Source organism: Nostoc spongiaeforme FACHB-130, assembly GCF_014698475.1.
GTDB classification, from domain to species: domain Bacteria; phylum Cyanobacteriota; class Cyanobacteriia; order Cyanobacteriales; family Nostocaceae; genus Nostoc_B; species Nostoc_B spongiaeforme.
Genome location: NZ_JACJTB010000040.1, coordinates 42,590 through 66,017 on the forward strand (window position 1 = coordinate 42,590; position 23,428 = coordinate 66,017).

General features: G+C 39.6%; 22 protein-coding genes. 4 read left to right on the forward strand and 18 right to left on the reverse strand.

Annotated features, from left to right (window positions below):
- Nucleotides 1-6: 6 nt before the first annotated feature.
- The 18 genes from dnaX to H6G74_RS23750 all read right to left on the reverse strand — a co-directional run bounded on the left by dnaX (nt 7) and on the right by H6G74_RS23750 (nt 15,881).
- Entirely contained in the window at nt 7-1,296 is a 1,290-nt protein-coding gene (dnaX, locus tag H6G74_RS23665) for a DNA polymerase III subunit gamma/tau (RefSeq protein WP_190969980.1), read from the reverse strand.
- A gap of 64 nt (nt 1,297-1,360) precedes the next feature.
- Nucleotides 1,361-2,695 carry a DNA polymerase III subunit beta gene (gene dnaN, locus H6G74_RS23670; protein ID WP_190969981.1) on the reverse strand — a complete coding sequence of 445 codons (1,335 nt, stop codon included), beginning with the start codon at nt 2,693-2,695 and terminating at the stop codon, nt 1,361-1,363.
- A gap of 79 nt (nt 2,696-2,774) precedes the next feature.
- Nucleotides 2,775-3,767 carry a DUF5895 domain-containing protein gene (locus H6G74_RS23675; RefSeq protein WP_190969982.1) on the reverse strand — a complete coding sequence of 331 codons (993 nt, stop codon included), beginning with the start codon at nt 3,765-3,767 and terminating at the stop codon, nt 2,775-2,777.
- Between the two features lie 111 nt (nt 3,768-3,878).
- A complete protein-coding gene (locus H6G74_RS23680; protein WP_190951108.1) occupies nt 3,879-4,166 on the reverse strand; it encodes a hypothetical protein in 288 nt (95 codons plus the stop codon).
- Between the two features lie 220 nt (nt 4,167-4,386).
- Nucleotides 4,387-5,442, reverse strand: a complete 1,056-nt coding sequence (locus H6G74_RS23685) for a class I SAM-dependent methyltransferase (RefSeq protein WP_242051336.1) — start codon at nt 5,440-5,442, stop codon at nt 4,387-4,389.
- Complete coding sequence (locus tag H6G74_RS23690) at nt 5,405-5,752, reverse strand: hypothetical protein (protein ID WP_190969983.1); 348 nt, start codon at nt 5,750-5,752, stop codon at nt 5,405-5,407. The genes H6G74_RS23685 and H6G74_RS23690 overlap by 38 nt, the downstream gene beginning before the upstream one ends.
- Nucleotides 5,749-6,432 carry a hypothetical protein gene (locus H6G74_RS23695; RefSeq protein WP_190969984.1) on the reverse strand — a complete coding sequence of 228 codons (684 nt, stop codon included), beginning with the start codon at nt 6,430-6,432 and terminating at the stop codon, nt 5,749-5,751. The genes H6G74_RS23690 and H6G74_RS23695 overlap by 4 nt, the downstream gene beginning before the upstream one ends.
- 44 nt (nt 6,433-6,476) lie before the next feature.
- Nucleotides 6,477-7,334: a ThiF family adenylyltransferase gene (locus tag H6G74_RS23700; protein WP_190969985.1), complete on the reverse strand. Its 858-nt coding sequence runs from the start codon at nt 7,332-7,334 to the stop codon at nt 6,477-6,479.
- Nucleotides 7,322-7,918 carry a Mov34/MPN/PAD-1 family protein gene (locus H6G74_RS23705; RefSeq protein WP_096585808.1) on the reverse strand — a complete coding sequence of 199 codons (597 nt, stop codon included), beginning with the start codon at nt 7,916-7,918 and terminating at the stop codon, nt 7,322-7,324. Before H6G74_RS23705 ends, H6G74_RS23700 begins: the two co-directional genes overlap by 13 nt.
- Before the next feature lie 2 nt (nt 7,919-7,920).
- On the reverse strand, nt 7,921-8,643 hold the full coding sequence (locus tag H6G74_RS23710) for a prokaryotic E2 ligase family D protein (protein ID WP_190969986.1): 723 nt from the start codon (nt 8,641-8,643) through the stop codon (nt 7,921-7,923).
- Nucleotides 8,640-9,368, reverse strand: a complete 729-nt coding sequence (locus H6G74_RS23715) for a hypothetical protein (protein WP_190969987.1) — start codon at nt 9,366-9,368, stop codon at nt 8,640-8,642. Before H6G74_RS23715 ends, H6G74_RS23710 begins: the two co-directional genes overlap by 4 nt.
- 43 nt (nt 9,369-9,411) lie before the next feature.
- Entirely contained in the window at nt 9,412-9,834 is a 423-nt protein-coding gene (locus H6G74_RS23720; RefSeq protein ID WP_190881233.1) for a hypothetical protein, read from the reverse strand.
- A 5-nt stretch (nt 9,835-9,839) separates the two neighbouring features.
- On the reverse strand, nt 9,840-10,322 hold the full coding sequence (locus tag H6G74_RS23725; RefSeq protein ID WP_190881234.1) for a hypothetical protein: 483 nt from the start codon (nt 10,320-10,322) through the stop codon (nt 9,840-9,842).
- Nucleotides 10,323-10,324: 2 nt separating this feature from the next.
- Entirely contained in the window at nt 10,325-11,317 is a 993-nt protein-coding gene (locus H6G74_RS23730; protein WP_190969988.1) for a bifunctional DNA primase/polymerase, read from the reverse strand.
- A 67-nt stretch (nt 11,318-11,384) separates the two neighbouring features.
- Nucleotides 11,385-11,609, reverse strand: a complete 225-nt coding sequence (locus tag H6G74_RS23735) for a hypothetical protein (RefSeq protein ID WP_190969989.1) — start codon at nt 11,607-11,609, stop codon at nt 11,385-11,387.
- A gap of 28 nt (nt 11,610-11,637) precedes the next feature.
- A complete protein-coding gene (locus tag H6G74_RS23740) occupies nt 11,638-12,384 on the reverse strand; it encodes a hypothetical protein (RefSeq protein WP_190969990.1) in 747 nt (248 codons plus the stop codon).
- 100 nt (nt 12,385-12,484) lie between these two features.
- A complete protein-coding gene (locus H6G74_RS23745) occupies nt 12,485-15,205 on the reverse strand; it encodes a DEAD/DEAH box helicase (protein WP_190969991.1) in 2,721 nt (906 codons plus the stop codon).
- Nucleotides 15,206-15,527: 322 nt separating this feature from the next.
- A complete protein-coding gene (locus H6G74_RS23750; protein WP_096560779.1) occupies nt 15,528-15,881 on the reverse strand; it encodes a four-helix bundle copper-binding protein in 354 nt (117 codons plus the stop codon).
- Between the two features lie 321 nt (nt 15,882-16,202).
- Here H6G74_RS23750 and H6G74_RS23755 point away from each other — a divergent pair, with 321 nt between their 5' ends.
- The 4 genes from H6G74_RS23755 to H6G74_RS23770 all read left to right on the forward strand — a co-directional run.
- Nucleotides 16,203-16,919 carry a DUF305 domain-containing protein gene (locus H6G74_RS23755; RefSeq protein ID WP_190969992.1) on the forward strand — a complete coding sequence of 239 codons (717 nt, stop codon included), beginning with the start codon at nt 16,203-16,205 and terminating at the stop codon, nt 16,917-16,919.
- A 284-nt stretch (nt 16,920-17,203) separates the two neighbouring features.
- On the forward strand, nt 17,204-18,871 hold the full coding sequence (locus H6G74_RS23760) for an efflux RND transporter periplasmic adaptor subunit (protein ID WP_190969993.1): 1,668 nt from the start codon (nt 17,204-17,206) through the stop codon (nt 18,869-18,871).
- A gap of 2 nt (nt 18,872-18,873) precedes the next feature.
- Nucleotides 18,874-21,999: an efflux RND transporter permease subunit gene (locus tag H6G74_RS23765; RefSeq protein ID WP_190969994.1), complete on the forward strand. Its 3,126-nt coding sequence runs from the start codon at nt 18,874-18,876 to the stop codon at nt 21,997-21,999.
- A 202-nt stretch (nt 22,000-22,201) separates the two neighbouring features.
- Nucleotides 22,202-23,428, forward strand: a 1,227-nt coding sequence (locus H6G74_RS23770; RefSeq protein WP_242051337.1) for an efflux RND transporter permease subunit, incomplete at its 3' end; no start/stop codon positions are given.

Here is a 23,428-nt window from a genome sequence, read left to right on the forward strand (position 1 = left end):
TTAAAGTTAAGCTTGCTGTAGTTGTTTTTGTTGCAGCTTTTGGACAGCTTCTACCCAAGCAGGTGCCTTTTTACCATTAATAGGTGTCAGCTTTTGCCAGTGTTCTTGTAACTGCGCTTGTGTTAAGTGGGGTAACTGTTCCTTGCCCCAGTTAATCGCATCTTGAGCAGTTTTCCAATCTTTCCAGGGTTGTGATTGGTGACTACCCTTGTTGGTTGGAACTATCTCGATAAGTGTAGCTTCTAACCAAAGGTGCGCGTCTTCATCCCGCATGAGATTTTGGCGTGCCATTAAGATGACGATCGCATTTCGGATCTGGTCAATATTCCACAACTGCGAGATACTTATTAATTCCTCCCAGGTGTCCTCTTCTAACTGTGTAAGATGTCTGCTATTGAGATTAGTTTTGCACACAAGTAAGTCTTTGAGGAAGTTGACAAGACTTGTATGGATGGCAGTTGGCAGTTTACCAGATTCAATCCAATCTTGAAGGATGCCTAAATTGCCCCTAATTTCTCCTTTGATGATATTTTCACAGACGGTGAGTAGATCGTATTCGGGAATAGTGCCTGATAGTTCCCAAACCCAGTTAGAGGTAATTTCTTCTTCACCTAGTAAAGTTAACTGATCTAAAAGTTTGAGTGAGTCGCGCAGATGTCCTTTGTTTGCTTTAGCTACGGCGGTAACTGCTGATGGCGCAATGTTGATACTTTCTTGGTGAGATATTTGTTCTAGGTAGCTTGCAACTAGCGAGACAGGAACTCTCTTAAAGTCAAACTTTTGGCAACGGGAGACAATGGTTTCTGGAACTTTGTGTAACTCGGTTGTGCAGAAGATAAATACTACATGACGGGGAGGGCTTTCAATGGTTTTGAGGAGTGCTTGCCACGATTGGCTGCTTAGGGCATGACATTCATCAATAATGAATATTTTGAATCTACCTTCCACTGGTGCAAACTGGATAGTGGATATAAGCTCTCGGATCAGTTCTACTCCACTATTGCTTGCTGCATCCAGTTCGGTTACATCAACAGAAGAAGATGCCGTAATTCCCTTGCATGAATTGCATTCTCCACAGGGCTTAGTTGTCGGTTCATTGCTTGATTGACAGTTGAGGGATTTAGCGATGATACGGGCGGTACTGGTTTTACCTGTACCTTTGGGGCCGCTAAATAGGTAAGCAGGTGCAATCTTTTGGAGAGCAATCGCATTTATGAGAGTGCGAACGATATGTTCTTGCCCAATAACTTCACTAAGAGTCAGGGGACGGTATTTGAGATGTAGTGGTTGGTACATAGTTTTGATGATTAAAAGTGTTTTATTTACTCCTTACCAACTGCACTGATAAGGAGTTTAATTTTTAAGCAGTCGCGGCTTCTTTTTTCGTTCGTGACGAGCGTGAGGTTGATTTACCTTTATTAGTATCTTTTGCTACTAAGGATGGTATTTCTGTTTCAGAATTTTCACTATCATTTGTTGCCTGCGCTATATCTGTTACTTCTTCAGTGCTAGGCTCAGGTTGAGTGCTGGCTTCTGTCTTTGTACTTTGGTTATTTACCTTTTCAAACCCCTGCTTAATTTCTACAGGCATTACCAGATACAGCTGATTGAGCAGTCCTCCCATCGGGCAGATAATAACTGGTTGCGTGGGTTTGTTACACCGCACCACGATTTCATCAGTACTGATGTGCTTTAATCCTTCGAGAAGGTAGTCGATATTTAATCCAATACTGATGTTTTCTGAATGACTAGTTGCTGGTTTCATCAGTACCGAGTCAACTGCATCCCCGATATCAGTAGCTTCGGTGTATAGTGTTGCCTGTGTAGCTTCCAATTCCCAGAGAATTTTGACAACCTTTTGCTTGCGTTCAGCTAGATAACTTACCCGCTTCAGTGCGCTCTCAAATCCCTTGCGTTCTAATGTAAATTCATACTCAAATGTTCTGGGAATCAAACTATTGATTTTGGGGTATTCTCCCTCTAAAAGTCGGGAAATGACCTTCGTATTAGGAAGACTAAACTCAATAGTTTTATTTGATAGAAGAATATTGCACACGCTTGTATCGGCACTTTGAGAGAGAATTTTGTTTAACTCGCCAAGTGACTTACCTGGAACAGTAAAGTCAATTGGGTCAGAATATTCGCTATCAAGTATTCCTGTGACTAGTGCTAATTTGTGACCATTTGTACTAGCAGCTTGCCACTTATTGGTATCAATTTTGAAGTTGACACCAGTTAAAACTAACTTTGTTTCGTCACCATTGGTGCAATAGAGTGTCCCTTCAAGTGCAGCTTGGAGTTTCTTGGCACTTAAATTTACTTCTATTGGATTTTCTCCCTTGGGAAGAGTTGGAAACTCGTCAGGTTTTCCACCAATCAGACGGCATTTACCGCTATTGTGAGTAATTATGCAGGCTTGGTTTTCTACCTCTAAGGTAATTTCTCCTCTGACATTGTTAATAGTGTCAGTTAATAGTTTGGCTGGTAGTGCTACCTGACCTGACGTTTCTACATTAGCGGTCGTTGTAGTATGAATTGTAAGGTTAAGGTTTGTTCCTGTTGCTGATACTATCCCATCTTCATTTGCTATCAGTAAGATATTTCCTAAAATTGGGTCAGTGGGCTTAGAACTAATTGCGAGATAAGCGGTTTCTAGAATTTCTGCGAGTTTAGATTGTTCAATGTTTAGTTTCATTTGTTACTTTGCTTTTAGTAAATGATGTTTTAACGGGTGCTATAAATAGCACCCTTTTCGGTTACATGAGATAGTTTTTTTAGTAGGGCAGTTCTTCCATCTCAGTACTGTATGCTGTATAAGCTTGACCTACTGTACTAGGAGGAAGTGCTGCTACTGGAATATCAGCTGCACCTACCAGGCGATTATGTTCTGCTACAACAGTTGATGTTTTACCGATGCGGTGAGAGAATTCGGGGTTTGCCTGCATTGTTGTTTGAATATCGATTTCTTTGCCTTCTGAGAAGAATTCGAGAAAATCGCTTCCATCGGGGTTTGGTGATTTGTAGGAAGTGACAACTGCTACCCAAGATTTATCTCTTTGATTGACTGCTTCTTTAGGTTCAAGAGATGGCGTAAAGGTGGGTTGAAATACACCGAGGCGATGAAACTCTGCACGTTTTTCAGCAACAGTTGTATCAGTAAATCGGGCGAATGCAACCTCTAGTTCGCGTTGGAACTGTTTATAAGCCTCGCCAAATTTTGACGATGCAACGCCTTTTATTGATAAGACAATTGGTACTGAGTGCAGGTTATGATTATTTTCATCAACAAGTTGCAACAAATAAAACCGTCTCAATACTGCGGCATCTTTGCCAAGTGCTTGGTACATTTCGTACCCATCAGGTGATTCGTACACTCCTACAATTTTGCCGTCATCGCGCTGTTCAATATATCTGGGAGAAACATCAAGAATGTGCATCCTGGGCGATTGCAACAACACTCCCATTTCTGGCGTGCCACTAGAGAAAGTGTGCTTGTGTGTAGGTTCTTGTCCTTGCCAGTTAATTGCTGCTAAGTATTTATCTTTGATAAATAACCCAACTTTTTCTGCTTCCATGTGGTTAATGACTTGGCAGATGCAGATGTTACTAATCGGCGCATTGTACTCAGGATTTGCAAATTTAGAAATAGCTAATTTACGCTTTTGTATGTTTGTACTATTCTGAACTGTTTGTTCAGGGGGTTCAGACTGGAATATTGTGCTTTCTTCAGTAGCAGAATTAGTAGGCTTTGTTTGACTTTTTGGCATAATTTTAATTAATGGAAATCAATATTTAATGCGTAAAGCAAAAAGTCGTTGTAAAAAATCAAAGTCGTCTGTTATTAAGACGACTTAAAAGATTGATTGATACTTAGTTATTTAGATAAATTTTTCATCACACTCTCCCCTTAAGCCTGTAAAGCTGTCAATGCAAGTATCTTCCTGAATAATTTCAGTTTTAGTATTTAGAAGTGTCTGGTAGATTTGCTGAAGACTGATGATAATTTGTCTAAGAATAGATGTGTTTTCAGTTGTGAAAGTCAATGACACAGATGCCATGCTTGAATTATGAATTGCGACTGTTTGTTCTTCAGGAGATCCATAACTGGTTATTTGACTGTCTTTACCAGGAATAAATCTATAAGAAGCAATAGTTTCAATTGCCATGTTTATCTCCTTGTTCGTTGGGGTTTGATTTCAAGCATTTTATTACTAAGTTTGGTGATATTACTGACCTTCCAACCAGTAAGCTTGCACTTATTAAGTGCTACTTCTAACTCTTGCTGTGTAAGAATTTTGTATCTCATATATTGTCCCCATATAGGGAAAATATACGTGACATATTTAGTTTGATCAATTTGGCAGTACGCCATGCGCTTGTAGTACACTATGGTTTAATGAGTTTAATGATTCTGGTAGCTACGTTTGTAGGATTATTTGAACTCAAAAAGGCATCTTGATCTACCATTTCTACATAGCTATTATTGGCTTGTAGCCAGTTTTTGAAAGTTTTGTACTTACGATTGAAGAAAACTGATTCAGGTATGACTGAAACTAATACGCCACCCGGTACGAGTAACTTCCAAGCCTGGTAGATATGTTGGACAAGTTCACAAAATGGAGGATTCATGATACAGGCATTGTATAAATGACTGGGGTTAAACTCCAGAAAGTTTTTCCCTACGAGATTAAATCCTTTGAGTTCTAGAATTTGTCGTAAATCGTAATTAATCTCAACCACCTCTAGTTGAACATTAGGGTAGATATTAATGATATACTCAGCAATATTTCCACTACCAGCACTAGGCTCCAAAATTTGCCAATTTGGTTTAATATCTGCCAGTTGAACAAGCCGTTGACAGACTAGTTTAGGAGTAGGGAAGAAATCTCCATCTTTCATGCCAATGATTTCTAACTCAAGCTTATTGAGTAGTTGCTTGGTAGTATCAATTGCTTCAGGTTTTACTACCTGTTGAATTTCTGTTATTGCGGATATGATTTCGCTTGGTGTATGTAATCCGGCGCGGCTCAAAGACTTTACGCAGTCTTGGTAATATTCGCTTGCTAATTTTTCTTGGACTTTCTGAATTGTTTCTCCCATTTGGAAAATCCTAAATAAGGCTTCTACTTGCGATTTGTGAGATATACCGCGTAGTATTAGTGGGATATTTCCTGTTTCCCACATTTGTGCGATCGCAAATAACCAAGACTGGATAATCTCAAGTTCAATTCCTTCTTGGATTATCCCTTGAGCTATAGTTTTACGATGCTTTGTTACTCTTTGATTTCCAATAGCAGGATTTTTCTTTTGGTCGATTGTTGACTGCATGGAAGCAGCTAAATTACGAAGTGCTTCTGCTTTTTCTAAATTAGGAATATTGAAAATATCTGCTAAGGGTGAATTCTCATCGTTGTAGGGTAGATTTAGTAGAGATAGTTGCATTACTTGATTCCTTTAAATCTTTGACGGCGCATTCAAGAATTAGGGAGGTTGGTACATTCCAAGCTTTTACCTCCCATTCAGTCACTAATCGTTCTGAGTGACGGATAACTGCACTACTACATTTGTTTTTTCTGACAAGCCAATCTCTAAACTTTTCGGCTTGTTCTTTGGTATCGAACCCGAAGTAGGTGGTTTTTCTGCTTCCCAAGGGGTCAGTAATAGTCGCTACCCGACGCGAGAGAATATTGAGCGTCCAACCACTGTTAGGAGTGAGTTCGATTTTCGTGATATTTAATTCTGTTGGATTCATATTTCAACTTCAGGAATTGCTGCTAAATATTCCATAGTTGATATTTTTTTTGCTAGCCATTTATCATGGGCTTCTTGAGGGGTCATTTTGTGGGTTAAAAGTTTTTTCTCCTTATCATCTTCTACAAAAGGAGCTAGTGTTTCTTCTAGCCTGGCTTGGAAATTTAAATGTTTATCTTCAGAATAAGTAAACTGGTAAATACTATCAGTGTTAACGAACAAGTAAACCAGGCTAATTTGCTCCAATGGTATTCCAGTTCGTTCGTATAGGAGAAATAACCTCAGTTGAGTTTGCCATTTGCTCTCAAGAATTCCAAATTTAGGAGGTTTTTGAATTGTCCAGTCAAACCCAACTACTTGATTTTCACCATAGATAATGAGGTCGCACTCGCTGTAGAGGAGAATATCGTGGTAGAAATATTGAAGTTGGGCGTTCCATTGTTTGTTGCCAGGAATATTTAGAAAAGGTTTTACCTTATCGACCCAGTTATTAATTTGGGGGTATGCCTTCAATAAAGCTTCGACTGGTAGCCCTAACCCAATTTGTTGCATAATGAGGTGAAACTGACCTCCAGCAACTTCAGATTCACTTTTGATAGTTAGATTACGATAATTTATCGTTGATAAATATTCTGGATTCTGTTCAACTATTTCAAGTGTTTTATGATTAAATCGATTCATAAAAATATATCCCAAATTTAGTTTTTGGGATATATTTGCGTAAGCTATTTGTGGTAATTTGGCTGTGGAATATAGTATTTTTTGAGTTGGTCGATGCTTGTATATAAACTTCGGGTTGACATTGCTTTGAGGTCAAAATAACTGGCGAACTTTTTCAACCCCCCAGTGAGGGTTAATTCTAGTAAATACTGGGCTGCGATCGCACTCGTCATTTTATTAACGAATAGCGATTGATAATTCCGTGCTTGAATTTCTGCACATGAAAGGTTATTGTCAGTAAGTTCTTCTGGCTGAGGAATTAGCAGTTCTGGGTGAACCAGCACCGGGGAGGGAAGATGCAACCAGAATTGAGGTTTGTCTGGGTTATTGGAAGCTTGGACTATATCAAAATTAGAGTGCGTTCCAATTACTACTTGTCCAGAGTAGTTGCTGTTTCCACAATCCAGCCAAAATAGAGATGCTGGCTCATTTGCACTGTTGATTTTGAGAACAGAGTGAATTTTGCTCCTGGCGGCGCTGTTATCTACACAGCCAATAATTACCGTTAGGGTATTCCACCAACTGGCCGTGCGAATCATGTCTTCTTCAAACCAGTCGCAAATGGCTGTAATCTCTATTCCGTATTTGGCACTGCATCTTGCAGCCAGTGTTTCTGCCTTTGATAGCCCAATTTCAGCTTGTTGATAATTTTGGCGGCTGATATTCTTGAGTTCGACAGTATCCCCATCAACGATCGCAAAGTTAATTTCTTTCCTAGTGCGCTGGAGTTGCAGAATAATTCGACATAAATCTTCTGCAAGAAACCCGCCTGTTCCTCCTACTCCTACTAAGACGAAGTTGATACGAGTATGATTGCGAGGTAAGACGGGTAAAGCTTGTTGGTAAGTAGTTAATTCGAGCATTTTATCTGTGGCGGCAGTTCAAATATTTGATTGGGGCTAATGTCGAAAAAGTGATTGTATATCCCGATACGGGTATAAATTGTGGGAATGGTATTCAGCGTGCCAATAATCGCAAACACTCGAAATTTGCCTTTTTCTTCCTGATTGTCTGTACTTGAAGGATAAGCAGCTAGAGTTCCATGACTGTGCATTTCCACAAAGCCATCTGTATAGTTTTTATTGAGTGCGCTTTCTAAAGATAAGACGTGAGTAGAGGACGCAGTTTGCAGTGGTGTGTGACACCACCATTGGTTGTTTGTCACTCCCAAGTAGAATAGGATTTCCTGTTGGGGGTTGATACTGGCAGCATTGATAATCTCGGCGATCGCTTGGCAAGGAACTTTTGGGACTTTTAGACGAAAGTAGGGTTCAAGGGGTTGGAGTCCAGCAACTTGAGTTTGAGTCAGTTGCAAGCAAACCTCTAACTCGCAACGATGCGATCGCAAGAAAAGCCCATTTGCTGCCAACCAGTATTCCTGGAGTTTTTGACTGTAAGGAGGAAAGTTATTACTTGTAGCGAGGTGATAACCGATAAAAGGATTCATGGTTAACTGAACAAATGATTGATAATGTCTTCTGGGGTTGTGACTTTCCAGCTATGAACGGGAACAAGGTCACTTGAAGGGTAGGATTTAGCTTTAGATGCGTGTAATTTGATTAGTTGATTGCAGATATTATCGGGATGAGTTTTTGACTTGCCTTGGGATAAGTCCTTGTTAAAAGGTGATTTCCAGAATAGATCCCAAACTTGGCTTATGGTTGCAGCATTGCACATACTGAGAGAATTTCCCCCAAAGCAAATACTAGAATCTTCCCAAACGTTAGGTAAAGGAGGCTTGTACAGTTGTGCGTCTGGTTTAAATACCCTCCCTTTAACTGCCCACAGGTAATATCTACTACCGCATCCAGCAAATAAGAATGCAGGCATTGGTACAGTCATTACTTCAGTTTCCTGTCCCATAATTTGAATTTGATATTTTTGGGGAGAGTAAAATTGAATAATGGTCTCTCCCTCTGGATTTTTACCCCACCAAATTGTGTTGCTAGAAAGCCATCCAGATGCAGCAGTTTTACTTGTAAAAGCTTTCTCTACTGCTTCAGGAGACAAGAATTTATATTTAGACTCTTTGCCTTCGCGTTCGACTAAAATAAACTGTCCTTTGAGGATAATTAACTGCCCTAGTAAATCATCTTGGGGAATATTGGTCAGCAGGATTTGGGAGACATTTTCTAAGTTAATTATTGGTAATATATTTGTGTCTAGATTCATGCTTTTGATGCTTGGTTCCAAATTTTCAATGCTGCTTTTCTAGCAGAAAGAGATGTTTCTAACAAATGGCTAACCTCATTTGATTTCTCCATCATCGAGACTGCTTCTTGCCACTTTTGAGCAAGAAATACGATATTGTCATAAGTCCATTCCAGCCAATCGCTTGTTTCACACGTAATATCTAGCCAAATATTTTCAGTCGAGTAATCTATAATTCGTATGGCTATATCTAAATATTGCAGGGGACTTTTATAACGACGACACAGATTTACAAATTTCTCGAAGTAAATTTCTTCTGCTGGAGCAATGTAATCAGGAGTAAAACCAAAATTTAGTTTCCATTGGCTGATATTGTACCCTTGCCCCATCAATGAAAGTAGGAACTTTTCTGAGTATACCAGTTCCTCAAAATCTTCATTCCACCACTCAAGTTTTTGTGGTGAAACTAGAATACTATCACGTTCGGGATTAAACTCGATTTCATCGATATATTCTACTGGAAATAGATTTTCATTCACTAGATTCATAAATTCAATTTCTCTATCTAGGTAAGCACTAGTTGGATGTGATTGTTTATTAATAGGTATGGTTGATTCTAACCATTTTTCTGGAAATAATGTTTGATACAGACTTAAGATATTTACTCGTTCGGAAAGATTTTCTAGGTAATTAACTGCTGTTAGACAAGTAATAGGTATTTTGAAGGAGTGGATGTTAGCAAGCATAATGAATCAGCCGCTATAACTCGTAGCGGCTATAAATTTGTGATTACAGTACAGGATATTTACTCGTAATAGCAGGTTGCTGTTTAAGGCTTTGAGCAACTTTTTCGCTATAGGTTTCCCAAGATTGACCGAGCTTGATAGCTTTATCTATCTCAGGTTGTAAGGTAATTAAATTTTCGAGACTAATTTGACTGTTTATCTCTAGAAGCTTTATCTGCCATCCTAACTTTAGTGCAGGATTTATTTCTTCAAAACTGTTTTTCAATTCTCTAAATTGACTTCCTTTAGTACCTGCTTTTTTTACTAAACGAATTGAAACTGTATCATCAGTTGTTTGGCGTTCAATTTCGGCATTAGCATACTCTGGAAAGTAGACGCTAATAGCTGTTTTGAGTGTATTGTCATCCTGGGCGATCGCCTCATCCAGAGGAATTTCTTGTCCTTCGATAATAGCAATGTACTTCATGGTAATTAAAATAGTGACAGTTGGTTGTTAGGTGCAGTTTTTTTATCTTTATCTTCAGGTAGGTTACGCTTTTGTACTTGTTTTGATTGTTCCTGTCGATTCTGAACTTTAGTCTGCTTTTCCATCCTTTGTTTGCAAATATTTAGCATTTCTGGGAGAGATTTTTCTAAATCCTGTAGCCAGTTATTTATGACAGGCTGAGATGTTATGTCTGTTAGGTGGATTATTTTTATGATTGGAGGTGCATCTTGGATTCCAATTGAGACAATTGCTTTTTCAGAATTTGGTGTTAACTGAATTGTTATGATGGCGGTTTTGGTAAAAGTTATCCCGCTAGATGAATCTTGACTTATAACTTCAGTATTTACTGATTCATCTAATGTTTCTTCTAAATTTAGATTCTCCTGAATATCAGGATTAAAATCTTTACTGCTATAGCTATTTTCAAAGTCAGTTGTATTCTCGTCAGGTGATGTTTGATTATTCATGATTAAGAGAGATTGGCTAATCTAAATAAAGTGCGGATAGTGATACCTGTCTTGTTAAAAGACTGCCATTTGTAGGCGCATTCGCCTGGTTTGTATTTAGGAGAAAGTTGGCTCCAGGTGTCCCATGCCTTAAATAAAATGGGACTAACACTCTTGAGTGCCATCCCGACTTGAATCCACGAATGGTAATCATCTGCAAACCGAGGGTGGATGACTTCGAGTAGTACAAGTGCGGTTTGAATATTGGTTTCTATTGAGGGAATTAAATGAGCGTACCTGTCTACCCCATATCTGCGGTTATATTTTTCGTTGGGTAGGTTAATCTTTCTTGTTTTCTCCTGTTTGGCAAGCATTTGGGCAATTACCCAATCGGGAGCTATTTCTATTTGGCGTTCAGATGGACTACAGCCGGGAAGCCATCTGTAATTTCTACCTTCTGGATGAAAGGACGGGGGGAGGATTGAAGCTAGGTTTTTGCCTCGAAATTCCAGGTGTTCGTCCTTCCCAGTTTTGATTTTGCGAGATTTGACATCGCAAGCTTTTGATTTGGGAATGAGGTATAAGCGTTGGCTGCGATATTTCCTCCCAGAGGTAAATGCAATTGTGGGAGGGAGATATTTTTGAGCGCGATCGTGTAACAACTCCATAGGAGTTTCGCTGATGGGTGTTAGCTGGTTAAGTTCTTTTGGTTCTAGGTGTTCGTTAATTTGAATGATTTGTCGCCAGGATGTTTCCCCATCGCAGTCAATAGCTACTAAGTACCCTTGAGGATGATTGAAACCGCAAACCAAGGCTACACCAGTGGGTGTGATAAATCTGTTATTTGTCCAAAATTTTAATCGGCGGCGGACGAGTTCAGTTTGTAGTTCTTTGGGAGAGTAAGTATTTTTTTCCCATTCTTTCCCTAAAGGACGTTTACCAAAGGTAGGAACGATTCGCCATTCTTCGGGTAGGTTGTCAAGCGAAGATACCAAATGACGGATTTGGGCGTGCATGAATTCATGTGGCTAATTATTTCGATAATTCATGCACGAGTGCGTTAGTGACCGTAGTGGTTTGAGATTATGACTGTGGTGCTAATTGATGGCCAGCTTCAACTAGCTTAACAAGTGTATTTTGGTCAAACGCTTTAATACCGGATACAAATTGTTGCCACTGCTGCCATTTCTCTGTTGAATAGGTGTGGTTAGGGTCAAAGTTGCAAACTTGACAGAATTTATGAAAATCAGCATTCCAGTGAAACGTACAAATACCTGTTATGAAATAGTTGATTTGTTGCTCGTCCATGATTAATATTTCAGATGGCGATTATGTTTTAAGCTAACCTTTTGTTAAGTGCATTTTCTACTTGATAAGTCCCAAGAGTACAGTTTGCATTGCAAGGAAAGGTAGGAAATTCAAGATAGTTATTCATAGTTTTTGTTACCTTGCACAGTACCATTATCCCCTCCCTACCCTTATTTTTTTGATTGTGATAGTAGCTGATAACCTCAAACTCATTATTGCCAGCCTCAAATCTACTTCCTCTATATTGAGAGATAGCCTTGTTCCAATCTGGTTGCCAGAGCATGAGTGTATCTATTGCCATTGCTCTCACAGTTGGGTTATCTAATTTCATTAGGATATCTGGTAAGTAATGACATTCTTTGGCAATTACTTCTCGTGCGTAATTTATCAGCCAATACTCTGCTTCTCTTAAAAGAGCTTTTGATTCAAGGTTTTGACACACTTCATCGTAAACTTTAGACATTAAATATGCCCTTTGTTCAAAAACCATCCCATTAGTTCGCAGTTTTAAATCTGATGGATAATTAATTATCAAATCGGCTAGTTCATCACTGATTTTGGGAAGAAGATATTTATTATATTGTTGGGTTTCAGGATGGGATATTTTCACCTGATACCCTAGATTTACAGCATGATTGATAATAAAATCAATATTGTTAGACTCGACAAAATCTCCTATTTGAAAATTTGTTTCTATAAGTAAATATGATGGTGCGTGAATAATTTGAAACCTTTTGGGGTTTGGATGTGAATCAGCTAATAGTTCGACGTACATCGCTTATTCTCAAAACTTTCATCAATTTTGTGCGTAAGCGATGTATGTGGTTGAATTACTAAAAAAATAATCCTACCCAAGCTGGATAGGATTATCTTAACTATTGATTAATAGTTCTTGTCTCTGTTGGATTGATTATTTCCTTTAGTAGAGATAGCCCAACTGATTTAAACAGTGCTTCGTTATCATCAGGGCAACGTTGAATTGTTGTACAAGAAGAGCAGCCGTATTTACAAGGACAATTATCGACTAGAAACTTTGCCTTAATAAAGGCAGTCTCTAAATACTTGATGAGGGTATCGCACATACCTGTACCATGTTCACAAGTATCAAAGAAATAACCAACTATCTTAGTATTAGACGGCACTTCTACTAACATGAAATCTATATCTCGACTGTTTGCTCCATGTTCGACAAGTGGTAAACTGAGTATAAGGTGATGAGCGAGAGTATGAACGCAAATTTTGGCTTCATTGCTTTCAAATAGTTGTTTCTCCTCATTGGTAATATATTTCTGTTTGTTAAGTATCTCTTTTCTGTGATTTTTGACCAAAATTGAAAAAGATTTTCGTGCATCAGCGTTAATTTCAACCCTGACGCAGAATGTATTGTAGTTAAGAGCAAGTGATTCTTCGTATTTATTTTCCTCCAAGAGTTCGACAAATTCTCGTTCAATCAGTTGGGTTTTACAAGCAGGGCAAGTTTGTAAGTGTCCAGGTAAGTTTAAATTGAAGTTGCGACATCTGTTATTAGTGCAAGTCCATTTTTGTTCCAGCCTGTACAAGTTGTAGCCAGAAATTTCTTCTTTGATTTTGGCTGAAACAGGTGTAAATCTAGCAGCCCCTTGGGGAAGATTGATAATTTTGGCTTCCCCGACAATTTTAATTTCCTCGAAATTTAGACTTCCTTCAGGACGACTAAATAGGTTGGTTGCTTCAATTGGCTTGAGAATTGCTTTCCCTTCGGTTAAATTTAGCTCTTTTGATTTATACTGTACGGGGTTGCCATCAAAGTCTTGAGCAAGATATATTGCACCAGGGTAAACTTCTCTTAGTGCAGAAGATGCCGAACTTTCCTCAAACTCTTCTGCGCTATCTTGATTGATATAACTGATGTTTTGGTCAGTGTTGCCTCTAATTTTGATTTTTGAGTGGACATAACCGAGGTTTCGATTAGTTGTCAGTCTTTGATTGTAGCTGAAGATCAGTTGATTATTACCGATTAGCTGTCGGGCGATCGCATTACCAGAACTACCAAAATGTCGGGCAATTTGAGCTTGTGTCGGTTTACTTTCTTTGCAACAAGCGAGAATATGCTGCTCCAAAGTTGTTTCATAATTGTGGTTAAAGTTGATAATTTCTGGAGGATCGGATAAGAGACGTTCTGGATAATTGGCGTAGTAAGAATCTATAATCGACCTTTTCGACGGAATAAACACCAATAGTCCTGCTTCCTGCCTCCCCGCACGTCCTGCCCTCTGGCGAAAGGCAAGAATTGAGCCGGGGTAACTATGTACGATAGTTGCATCAATACACCCAATATCTAGACCCGCCTCCAAAGCACTTGTAGATATAATGAACTTGACCTTCCCACTTTGTATATCTGCAATAATTTTGTTACGCTGATTTGCCTTCATGCTCCCATAAAATGCTGAGATAGTTTCTCCCAGGTGGGGCAGTTGCATCTCGATTAAAGCTTTACGTATGGCATTAGTTAAAACCTTAACCAGTTCTCTACTATCGCAGAAACAAATCCCGACTATGCCTTTACTTACGAGCATAGCTGCGACTTGGGCAGTTTGGTAAAATGTATTGTTCCGTGCTTTAAGGCTAATAAAAGTAATCTCCGAGCGTTTTGCCCCACTTTGCTCAATAATAGCAAGATTACTTTGTTCTTCTCGATTAGATATCTTCTGGGCAATTTCGCTGCTGTTACTAATTGTTGCAGAAGCGAAGATGTACTGTAATTTTGAAATATCATTGCCGACAGACTCTATCATAAGTTGAGTTCGCCGATTAAGTAGTGCAAAATGCGAACCAAATATGCCTTGATAAAAGTGCATTTCGTCACAGACAATGATTGAAAGTTTTCTGATTGTTTCTCTAAATCCCCAGTTTGAATTGAATTGAAAGTTGTTAAGTTCGTGGTTCCATACATCAGGAGTCACGCATAAAATTGAAGGTTGATTGCTGTAAAGTAGTTTGCGCTCTTGGGGAGGAATATCTCCATTAATATTGAGAATTTGGGGGCGAATATTTTCATCTAAGTGGCTAACAAAGGAACGTATTTTCTCTACCTGGTCAAATGCAAGTGCTTTCAAGTTAAAGAATATTAAAGCTGATTTACCTTTTAGACACTCATGAATGATTGGAATGAGAAAAGAGATACTTTTACCACTGCTGGTAGGAGTTTGGAGAATTATATCTTCTCCTTTTTTGTAAGCTTGCCATGCTTCAACCTGATGAGAGTATAGTTGGGTGATTCCTGACTTACTTAAGGCCAGTTTAACTAGAGGGTGAATATCATCCGGGATGGGATAAAGTTTAGCTTCTTGAGCAGGAATTACTTCGCAGCTTTGTAGCTTTCCAGAGCCGTCAAGTATAGCAGCTATCTCTTGGTAGAGAATGCTTTTACCTGTTGGTGCTTGGTTTAGAGGTAATAAGTTACCGCTATTGACTTCATGCTCCCAGTCAAAAATAATTTGGTTTAAACTACCCTTTTTAAAGTAAAGGTTTTTCTCAATGATGGCAGCGATATGGATAACACCATGTTCTTTGGAATAAACCTGCTTGTTTGCTTCTAACCATTCAGGTTGGTTCATAAAAAATTACCTACTTGCTGTTTTAGCAAATAGGCGTTAGTTAAAGTCGTAGTTTCTATTATCACGACTTTTTTATAGTAATTTATAATAGGTAGTTACAGCTTCTAACAAGAAATTTAATTACATATTATATTTGAGTAAATTTCAATACATCTAAATTAATTTAAAAAATAAAAAGTATTTGTTTAAATATAAAATATTTGTATCTTAAAAGCATAAGCAGTAAAAAATATAATAATGCTGTTTAGTACTTTTATTTAAATTGCGATCGCTGACCGCAGCATAAATAAATTGCAACGCAGCAGTCAGCAATTATACATACTTACACCATAGCTGTAGCCATTTGGCGACAAGACTCGGCACAGCGACGACAAGATGCAGCACAGCGTTTACAATGGTCGCTATCGTGTTTTTCACATTCGCTAGCACAGCGATCGCAAGCTTCCGCACAGACTCCACACATTTGAGTATGGAGATCCGAATTGCGCGACATGAAACGGGCGCAGAGAGCGCAGGTATCAGCACAGTCTCGGCATAGCTTAATACATTGAGCCATCATCTGTACCATATTGCTATTTAAGCAAGCATCGGCACAGTTTTCACAGTCGCGTAGGCAAGTAAAGCAAGCCTCTATGCAAGTTTCAAGCAAGGATTGGTGAGATTGAGTTGTCGTCATAGTTAGACCTCCGATTTCAGGTTATTAATTTTACAAGAGGTAGTATTCGTACCTCTTCGCCCTTAAGTTAAAAAATTACTAATATGCTTGCCTCTGTCTCGTGATATAAAGAATATTTATTACTAATTAGCTATAACTATTTCATCCTAATTTCATTTAAGTATGCATAAGTATTTTTGTAATTAAAAACCTTAGTACAAATTTCTATCTTTTAGAACTGCTGCGTGCCATAAACAAGATTAGATTTCATCCTGATTTCATTTTTGTCTGTCAAACTATATAGTGGCAATAGTGTATTCTAAATAATTAGTTATTTTGCAAATGTTTAATTTAATAAATAGATTTTTGTCATTAGCCTTAGTAGCGATTACCTCTTTGAGCATTAGCGTGTTAACAGCCTGTTCTACAACCAATTCTCAAAACCAAGCATCAAACCCTAATACCACCGCTACTGATACTAGTGACAAGCAACCGATGAATCATGACGGTGGCATGATGAATCATGGTGCTGGCACGATGAACCACAACATGACAATGAATTTAGGTTCAGCCGATGCTAATTATGATTTGCGCTTTATTGATGCGATGATTCCGCACCATCAAGGGGCGGTAGAAATGGCAAAACAAGCACAGCAAAAATCGAAACGTCCTGAAATTAAAAAGCTAGCTTCGGAAATCATCAAAGCTCAAGATCAAGAAATTGCCCAGTTGAAACAATGGCGCACAGCTTGGTATCCCAAAGCAAGTAGTACTCCAGTGGTTTATGATGCGAAAACAGGTAAAACAGTCCCAATGCCTCACGAGCAGATGCAAGGCATGATGATGAATATGAACTTAGGAGCCGCCGATACTGAATTTGACTTGCGGTTCATAAATGCAATGATTCCCCACCATGAAAGTGCGATCGCAATGGCTAAAGATGCATTGAGTAAGTCTCAGCGTCCTGAAATCAAGAAATTGGCTCAAAGTATCATTGATTCGCAGCAAGCAGAGATTAACCAAATGAAACAGTGGCGCAAGTCTTGGTATAACCAGTAAGCAAAATTATCTGTATTAAGCATAAAGTAAGTGTGCAATACCAATAAAGGTATTGTTTCGCCTTTAAATTCCAGATATGTGTAGGGTGATTTCAGCAATTGTTCAAGCTTGATTTCATCCTAATTTCATTTCTCAATGAAAGACTAGTAAAAGAGTGCATTTGGTGAAACTTAAAAGCACTTTTGAGCGATTGCAAGGGAGCGCAGTACCTTTCGGGTAGCGTATCCGACAGAAGAAGGCGATCGCAATTCCTTCCATCCCATATCCAAGGGCTTTTAATAGCGATGTCTAACTCTCTGCGTTCTCAAACATCTACAGCTATTGGTTGTGTTTCTAGCACATTACTGAGCCTGCTGTTATTAGCAAGTCCTACAACTGTTATGGCTCATGGCGGACATGGAAATGAATTTCAAGGAGGAAGTGAAGCCACTTCAACTAATAATTCTATTCAAGTTGATGCCGACACAGCCAAACGGCTAGGGATTAAAGTCGAGCCAGTTCAACGTCAAAGGTTAGCCATTGGCATTAAAACTACTGGGCAAATCGAAACTCTTCCTAGCCAAAAAGTAGAAGTAACTACTCCAATACAGGGGGCGAAAGTAGTTGAATTGTTGGTAGAACCTGGTGCATCAGTCAAAAAAGGTCAGCCTGTTGCTGTTGTTACCAGCCCAGATTTAGTAACATTGCGCGTAGAATCTCAGGATAAATTAGCACAAGGTCAAGCTGATTTAAAGCAGGCAGAAGCCGACTTGAGACTGGCTCAACAAAATTATCAAAGATATCAACAAATAGCCGACTCGGAAATTGCCCAAGCACAAAGTCAAGTTGACTTTGCTCAGGAAAAGTACAACAAAGATAAGCAGTTAGCTGATGCTGGCGCTTTACCCCGTCGCAATGCTTTGGAATCTCAAACTCAGTTAGCACAAGCAAAAGCCGAACTCACTAAAGCCAAAAGCCGCCGGGATGTTATCGGAGCAGAAAATCAACTCAAACGCGCTCAAGCATCTGTCGAGCTAGCAAAGTCAAATATTAATCGTAGTAATACTAGTTATCAAACTCGACTTGCTCAACTGGGAAATCTCCCCAATTCTCAAGGATTAGTGACAGTAACTGCGCCTATCTCCGGTAAGGTTGCTGATAGAGAAGTTACTATTGGTCAAACTTTCAATGATGCGGGTGGCAAATTAATGACGATTGTCAACGACAGTCGGCTTTTTGCTACAGCTAACATTTATGAAAAAGATTTAAGCAAGGTAAGAATTGGCCAGAGAATTAGTTTAAAAGTTGTTAGTATGCCAGATAGTACATTCTCTGGACGAATTTCCCGAATTGGTACGGTGGTAGAAGGAGAAACAAGAGTTGTACCAGTTCAAGCAGAAGTAAATAATTCAAGCGGACAACTCAAACCAGGAATGTTCGCAGAGCTAGAAGTCTTGACAGACCAAACGTCCTCTGCCACTTTAGCCATTCCAGCTTCAGCAGTAGTTGACGCGAATGGTAAAAAAGTTGTGTATCTGCAAAATGGTAATGCTTATCAGCCTGTTGAAGTCACCTTGGGTCAAACCTCTGGAGATACAGTTGAGGTCAAGAGTGGCTTATTCGAGGGGGATATGATTGTGACTGTGCGCGCACCGCAACTTTATGCACAATCATTGCGGGGTGATACTAAGACAACAGCAGACGAACATACACAAGCTCTATCCCAAACAACAGAGGTGAAATCTACCTTACCAGTAACGTTGTGGTTGCTAGGAGCAGGTGGAGGAGTTGCAATAGCTGTTGTAGCTTTCATGGCAGGTCGTCGCAGCAAGCCTCAACTGGTTAAAGTAACGCCAGAACTTGCCTACAACATACCAGAAAATTCTGCCAATGATTCGATAAACCTAGATGATAACCATCGTGCGCCTGAAGAATCAAAGGTCATAATCATCACTAAAAATACTCAACAATAAAGATGCTGAGTGCAATTATTAAATGGGCGATCGCTCGCCGTTGGTTAGTTATCCTGGGTACAATTATCCTGACCATTTGGATATTTCGGACGATTATCCAAATGCCTTTGGATGTTTTTCCTAGCTTTGCACCGCCCCAAGTCGAAATCCAAACTGAAGCACCAGGACTCGCCCCTGAAGAATTGGAATCTTTGGTAACTTTACCAATTGAAAGTGCAATTAACGGTACTCCGGGAGTTACAGCAGTACGCTCATCTTCAGCAGCAGGAATTTCTGTTGTCAAAGTCATTTTTAACTGGAACACTGATATCTATCAGGCTCGCCAGTTGGTAACAGAGCGATTACAACAAGCGCAAAGTAAGCTGCCATCAGGGGTAGAAACTCCGCAAATTTCCCCTACAAGTTCTCCTATCGGCACTGTATTACAATACGCTTTTACATCAGAAAATACTTCTTTAATGGAAGTGCGGCGAATTGTTGATTGGCAAGTGACAAATCGCCTGTTAGCTGTGCCTGGTGTCAGTCAAGTTGTGGCGTATGGTGGCGATGTTCGCCAATATCAAGTATTAGTCGATCCAGCAAAACTAAGAGCCTTTAATGTCACTTTAGAAGATGTAGAACAAGCGGCTTCTGCTGCTAATATTAATGCTCCTGGTGGCTATTTAATTACTCCAGACCGAGAAAAGTTAATTCGAGGAATTGGGCGAATTGAATCTATTGAAGAATTACAGCAATCAGTAATTACTGCTCGTAATGGTACGCCTGTCAAAATTTCTGACGTTGCTGATGTGCAAATTGGTGCAGCTATCAAACGGGGTGATGGTAGTTTTAACGGTGAAAAGGCAATTATTGTAATGATTAACAAACAGCCTCAAGCCGATACTCCTACTGTGACTCGTGCGATAGAACAGGCAATGTCAGAAATTCAAGCAGGATTGCCCAAAGATATCAAAGTTACACCTACTTTTCGTCAAGAAAACTATATTGATTCTTCTATTGAAAATGTTCGAGAAGCTTTAATTGAAGGTAGCGTTATTGTTGCTTTAATTCTGATTCCTTTTTTAATGAATTGGCGGAATCTAGCTATTTGTTTAACTGCGCTTCCTTTATCTTTATTATTAGGAGTGCTACTACTAAATTGGCTCGGACAAGGTTTAAATACTATGACCTTGGGAGGGTTAGCAGTAGCAATTGGTTCAGCCGTTGATGATGCAATTGTCGATGCTGAAAACGTCTACCGTAATCTGCGAGAAAATAAATATTCACCCAACCCGCGCCCGGTTTTAGATGTTGTATTTGACGGTTGTCAAGAAGTACGCGATTCGGTATTTGGAGCTACCATCATTACCATAGTTGTGTTTTCGCCAGTATTTGCTTTAGCTGGTGTAGAAGGTAGCATTTTTATCCCTATGGGATTAGGGTATATGGCAGCAGTTATCGCCTCAAGTATCACAGCATTGACGGTAACTCCGGCTTTATGTGCCATATTACTACCTCATGGTCGCTTGCCAGAGACAGAACCTTGGGTGGCGAGATTTTTTAAGCGACTTTACTATCCTGTACTCACATTTTCACTCAAGCGATCGCAAATTATTTTAGGTTTAGCGATCGCTTGTTTGGTGGCTGCGGCTGTAATTGTTCCCTCTTTCGGCAGAATATTTTTACCAGAGTTTCAAGAGCAAACTTTAGTAAATACACTCACTCTTTACCCAGGGGTATCTCTGGAAGCTACTAATGCTGCTGGTGAAACACTCCAGCACGCACTTAAAGGAGATGCTAGATTTCCATATGTGCAACTGCGTTCTGGACGTGCGCCGGGAGATGGAGACGCAGCTGGAGTGAATTTGGCACATTTGGATATTGAGTTAAGCGAAGCAGGGATGAAAGACAGGGAGGGTACGATTGAGAAGTTACGGCAGGAATTCGCTAAATTACCAGGAGTAGCACCAAATATTGGCGGTTTTATCTCACATCGTATGGATGAGGTGTTGTCTGGGGTGAGGAGTGCGATCGCTGTCAAAATCTTCGGCCCCGACTTAGAACAACTCCGTACCATTGGGCAACAAGTTGATAATGTAATGAAAACCGTAAATAGGATTGTAGATTTACAACTAGAACCCCAAATACCGATTGAACAAATACAAATTAAATTCAATCGCCTTGCTGCTTCACGCTATGGTTTAACAATAGGAAAACTGTCAGAAATTATTGAAACCGCCCTCAATGGACGAGTAGTATCTCAAGTTTTAGAAAAACAGCAAACTTTTGATTTAGCTGTGTGGTTAAAGCCAGATGCAAGGCAAAATTTAGATACAATTCGCAATTTATTAGTTGATACTCCTAACGGTCAAAAGATTCCTTTAGCACAAGTTGCTGCAATTGAAAATGGTACTGGGCCTAATACTATAAATAGAGAAAACGTATCCCGTTTGATTGTTGTTTCTGCCAATGCTAGTGGTAGAGATTTACGCTCTATTGTCAATGAGATTCAAAACAAAGTTAACCAACAAGTACATCCACCTGCTGGTTACTATATCCAGTATGCTGGACAATTTGAGGCAGAAGAAAGAGCAACTCAGAATATCTTAATTTCGAGTGCTATAGCTTTTGTAGCAATTACAGTCATCATGTATCTGTCAGTTAAATCTATTCCTTCGACTGCCATGATTATGATTAATTTGCCTTTAGCCTTAGTAGGAGGAATATTTTCAGTAGCTTTGACAGGTGGAGTGATATCTATTGCTTCTTTAGTTGGTTTTGTCACTTTATTTGGTGTTGCTACCCGCAATGGTTTGTTACTTGTGGATAATTACAACACCAAATTTGCTGAAGGTATACCACTGAAAGAAGTTTTGATTAAAGGCTCGATGGAACGCCTAAATGCTATTTTGATGACAGCTTTTACCTCTGCTTTAGGATTAGCACCTTTAGTAATTGAGAGTGGCCCGGGAAAGGAAATTCTTCAACCACTTTCGATAGTTGTATTGGGTGGTTTATTTACTTCTACGGCACTAACTCTAGTCGTTCTACCAGCTTTATATGCCAAATTTGGTAAATTCTTGCTACCTAAGCGTATTACGTCAATTGTAGAGGATATCAAAGTACCAAAAGCAGTTTTTGAGCGATGACAATATCACAGAAAATTTATCTTTTAGCATATCTATGTGGGAACAGCTATAAGAGCGACCAAATCATAGCTACACTATGCCATAAATATTCAAACTAGATTTCATCCTGATTTCATCTTCATTTGAGAAATTAAATACAGTGTCAGATTATCTCAAACGGGTTCAGTGTATCGTCAAGCAAAACCCTTGATTGGTCTCAAAAATGCTCAATTCCATTGTTAAATGGTCGATCGCTCAAAGGTGGCTAATCGTTATAGCCTCAATATTAATTAGCCTGTGGGGATTCCACTCTATCGGGCAAATGCCCCTTGACGTATTTCCGGCTTTTGCGCCGCCACAAGTAGAAATTCAAGTGGAAGCTTCTGGTTTCGCACCAGAAGAAATTGAGTCTTTAGTGACTCGCCCCATTGAAAGTGCCATGAATGGTACACCTGGATTGGAATCATTGCGGTCTTCATCAGCTATTGGAATTTCTGCGGTTAAAGCCGTTTTTAGCTGGGACACTGACATTTACCGGGCGCGTCAACTAGTAACAGAGCGATTGCAAGGAGTGAAACTACCACAAGGAGTTGAGCAGCCGGAAATCTTGCCTGTAAATTCACCTTTGGGATGGGCTGTCAAATATGCTTTTTCATCTGAAAGTACCGACTTGATGGAGGTATGGCGCATTGCCAACTGGGATGTGAAAAATCGCTTACTAGCTGTCCCAGGTGTGAGTAATGTATTTCTTTATGGTGGCGATGAGCGGCAGTATCAAGTCTTGGTAGATCCAGATAAGCTCAAAGCGTACAATGTATCCTTGCCCGAAGTCACCCAAGCAGTACAGAATGCTAACGTCAACGTGCCAGGAGGATTTTTGATTACTCCTGACCAAGAAACACTGATTCGGGGAATTGGGCGGATTGAATCCATTGATAAGCTTAAACGTTCAGTTATTAAAGCAGTTAAAGGAATACCCGTATTACTGGAACAGGTAGCAGAGGTGAAAATTGGCCCAGGGCTAAGACGAGGAGATGGGCTATTCCAAGGCAAACGAGCAGTGATTTTAACTGTTTCTAAGCAACCTGCGGCAGATACTCCTACTGTTGTCAAAGCTGTAGAGGCAGCAATGGAAGAAATTAAGCCGGGGCTACCCCAGGATGTCAAGGTTACTAAAACCTTTGACCAAGATTTATTCATCGAAGCTTCGGTTAAAAACGTTGAGGAAGCTCTGCGTGATGGCATCATTATAGTTTCAGTCATCCTGATTATCTTCCTAATGAACTGGCGCACGGTAATTATTAGTCTGAGTGCGCTGCCTCTGTCATTACTGTTGGGCAGGGTGGTTTCATACAAAGAAAGAAAAAACTTTGTGCAGTTGGTTAGAGAGGGCACGTTGTGCTTGAGGAATAGTTCGGAAACCAAGTTGGCGAGCGATCGTAATGAAAAA

Bases quoted from the DNA above. Each gene is read 5' to 3' on its own strand.
- H6G74_RS23750 (WP_096560779.1), bottom strand. From the start codon at position 15,881: ATGACGACAACTCAATCTCACCAATCCTTGCTTGAAACTTGCATAGAG.
- H6G74_RS23765 (WP_190969994.1), top strand. From the start codon at position 18,874: ATGCTGAGTGCAATTATTAAATGGGCGATCGCTCGCCGTTGGTTAGTT.
- H6G74_RS23720 (WP_190881233.1), bottom strand. From the start codon at position 9,834: ATGAAGTACATTGCTATTATCGAAGGACAAGAAATTCCTCTGGATGAG.
- H6G74_RS23740 (WP_190969990.1), bottom strand. From the start codon at position 12,384: ATGTACGTCGAACTATTAGCTGATTCACATCCAAACCCCAAAAGGTTT.
- dnaX (WP_190969980.1), bottom strand. From the start codon at position 1,296: ATGTACCAACCACTACATCTCAAATACCGTCCCCTGACTCTTAGTGAA.
- H6G74_RS23725 (WP_190881234.1), bottom strand. From the start codon at position 10,322: ATGAATAATCAAACATCACCTGACGAGAATACAACTGACTTTGAAAAT.
- H6G74_RS23695 (WP_190969984.1), bottom strand. From the start codon at position 6,432: ATGAATCGATTTAATCATAAAACACTTGAAATAGTTGAACAGAATCCA.
- H6G74_RS23760 (WP_190969993.1), top strand. From the start codon at position 17,204: ATGTCTAACTCTCTGCGTTCTCAAACATCTACAGCTATTGGTTGTGTT.
- H6G74_RS23735 (WP_190969989.1), bottom strand. From the start codon at position 11,609: ATGGACGAGCAACAAATCAACTATTTCATAACAGGTATTTGTACGTTT.
- H6G74_RS23685 (WP_242051336.1), bottom strand. From the start codon at position 5,442: ATGCAACTATCTCTACTAAATCTACCCTACAACGATGAGAATTCACCC.
- H6G74_RS23675 (WP_190969982.1), bottom strand. From the start codon at position 3,767: ATGCCAAAAAGTCAAACAAAGCCTACTAATTCTGCTACTGAAGAAAGC.
- H6G74_RS23690 (WP_190969983.1), bottom strand. From the start codon at position 5,752: ATGAATCCAACAGAATTAAATATCACGAAAATCGAACTCACTCCTAAC.
- H6G74_RS23710 (WP_190969986.1), bottom strand. From the start codon at position 8,643: ATGAATCTAGACACAAATATATTACCAATAATTAACTTAGAAAATGTC.
- H6G74_RS23680 (WP_190951108.1), bottom strand. From the start codon at position 4,166: ATGGCAATTGAAACTATTGCTTCTTATAGATTTATTCCTGGTAAAGAC.
- H6G74_RS23730 (WP_190969988.1), bottom strand. From the start codon at position 11,317: ATGCACGCCCAAATCCGTCATTTGGTATCTTCGCTTGACAACCTACCC.
- H6G74_RS23715 (WP_190969987.1), bottom strand. From the start codon at position 9,368: ATGCTTGCTAACATCCACTCCTTCAAAATACCTATTACTTGTCTAACA.
- dnaN (WP_190969981.1), bottom strand. From the start codon at position 2,695: ATGAAACTAAACATTGAACAATCTAAACTCGCAGAAATTCTAGAAACC.
- H6G74_RS23755 (WP_190969992.1), top strand. From the start codon at position 16,203: ATGTTTAATTTAATAAATAGATTTTTGTCATTAGCCTTAGTAGCGATT.
- H6G74_RS23700 (WP_190969985.1), bottom strand. From the start codon at position 7,334: ATGCTCGAATTAACTACTTACCAACAAGCTTTACCCGTCTTACCTCGC.
- H6G74_RS23705 (WP_096585808.1), bottom strand. From the start codon at position 7,918: ATGAATCCTTTTATCGGTTATCACCTCGCTACAAGTAATAACTTTCCT.
- H6G74_RS23745 (WP_190969991.1), bottom strand. From the start codon at position 15,205: ATGAACCAACCTGAATGGTTAGAAGCAAACAAGCAGGTTTATTCCAAA.